At 31.0% G+C, this 1744-nt stretch carries 2 protein-coding genes; both read right to left on the bottom strand.

Annotated features, from left to right (window positions below):
* Positions 1 to 189: 189 nt before the first annotated feature.
* A complete protein-coding gene (locus tag V7014_RS23965; protein ID WP_335511074.1) occupies positions 190 to 753 on the bottom strand; it encodes a TetR/AcrR family transcriptional regulator in 564 nt (187 codons plus the stop codon).
* A 3-nt stretch (positions 754 to 756) separates the two neighbouring features.
* The gene (locus V7014_RS23960) at positions 757 to 1713 is read right to left on the bottom strand and encodes a ketopantoate reductase family protein (RefSeq protein WP_335511072.1); all 957 of its coding nucleotides are present in this window, start codon (positions 1711 to 1713) and stop codon (positions 757 to 759) included.
* Positions 1714 to 1744 lie beyond the last annotated feature (31 nt).

The following is a 1744-nucleotide window of genomic DNA, read 5'->3' as shown; positions in this document are numbered from 1 at the left end:
TCAGAAATTATAAAAAAGGAGTCTTACCATTAGAAATGAGTTTGTATGGAGCATACATACAAGAGAGATTACTTTCGATGAGATATAGGTCTTCTACTAAAAAGGTTAAAATAGCTTTATCTTCTTAATACTAACTAGCCAGTATTAAGAAGATTTAAATAATTACAAAGACAACTAACTATTTTCAAATTACTTCTTAATTCCATTTAAGATTAAATCAACATAAATATCAGTAAGTTTATCTTCACTGATAATTCCCTCTGGATTAAACCAATAATAAGACCAGTTTGTGATTCCTAATATGCCAAAAGTTAAAATATCAGAATTCAAACTTTCTTTAAATTCACCCTTTTTAATACCATCTTCTATTAAATCTTGATAACGCACTTTAAATTGAGCACGCTTTGCTTTAATTTTCAAAAAATATTTTTCGTCAATATTTCTCATCTCACGAAAGAAAATACGTGCACTTCGTCTATCAGTTTTAATATTTCGAACTAACATATTCACAATCTCATATAATTTAGTAGTGCAGTCTTTAGACTGATCATTTATAATCTCTTCTTGCTTAGTAGATATTTCTTCGATAAAAGACATAGAAATGTGCTCTAATAATTCATTTTTACTATTAAAGTAATAATAAAACGTACCTTTAGTTACACCAAGTTCATCTACAATATCTTGTACAGATGTTTCTTTAAACCCTCTCACATCAAATAATAGAATGCTAGTTTCTAGAATTTTATTCCTCATATACTATCTCCTTGCAATTTTGTCGAAGTTTTCATTATTATAGCATAATGGATATTTTGATTCCTGAAATTTCAATAAATGATAAACGGTTTCAATGACAGGAGTTGGTATATTAAGTTCTTTACCTTTTTTTACGATGTAACCACAAATCGACTCTATTTCCATTGGTTTTTGATTCAGTTTATCTTGGAGCATGGATGTATTATGCTGACCAGATAAATGTGAATTTTTAAAAATACCTTCATAAATGTAATTGTCTATTGAAATGCCGAGTTTTTCAGCAACAGCAATTGCTTCTTTACACATAGATTTGGCCGTTTTTAACAAACCCTCATCAGACAAGATCTCTCCCACTCTTGTTTCTGTAGTAGCTGATAAAGGATTAAAGGATACATTCCATAATAATTTTTGCCACTTCACCTTCAATATTTCATCACTACTCTTTGCGCGTACACCTGCTTCATTAAATAAGGAAACCAGTCTATTTACATGATGAATGGCTTGATGATCTAGTGCACCTATAACTAATCTTGGTGCTAATCCAGTTTGTTTAATAACACCAGGGGCAACTATGGAAGCTTGAATATATGTAGCAACAGAAAGAATTCTTTCTTTACCAAAAACCTTACCTAATACCTCTTCATTATCTACACCATTTTGTAATGTAATAATTATTGCTTCTGGCTTTAGTATAGGTAATAACGCATGAGCAACCTCCTCAGTAGCGGTGGACTTTACACAAAATAATACATAATCAGTATTAGAAAGTGACTGATAATCATTTGAAAAGAATTTATGAACAATAAAATCTTCTCCTTCATTCTCGATTGTCAATCCATCCTTATTCATTTGTTCAAAATGATTTCCCCTTGCTAAAAATACGACATCATTTCCTGCTTTACTTAAAAATCCCCCAAAATAACCGCCAACTGCTCCAGTTCCCACGACACTAATTCTCATGCTTATGCACTCCTTTATCCCGTTCTAACTG

Source organism: Bacillus sp. JJ722, assembly GCF_036963345.1.
Lineage (GTDB): Bacteria > Bacillota > Bacilli > Bacillales > DSM-1321 > Bacillus_AD.
The sequence above is the reverse complement of the archived record's forward strand: the minus strand, read 5'-3'. Positions and strand labels throughout refer to the sequence as shown.

What these genes read in the sequence shown, in the direction of transcription:
- V7014_RS23965 (WP_335511074.1), bottom strand. Translation starts at nt 753, where the DNA reads ATGAGGAATAAAATTCTAGAAACTAGCATTCTATTATTTGATGTGAGA.
- V7014_RS23960 (WP_335511072.1), bottom strand. Translation starts at nt 1,713, where the DNA reads ATGAGAATTAGTGTCGTGGGAACTGGAGCAGTTGGCGGTTATTTTGGG.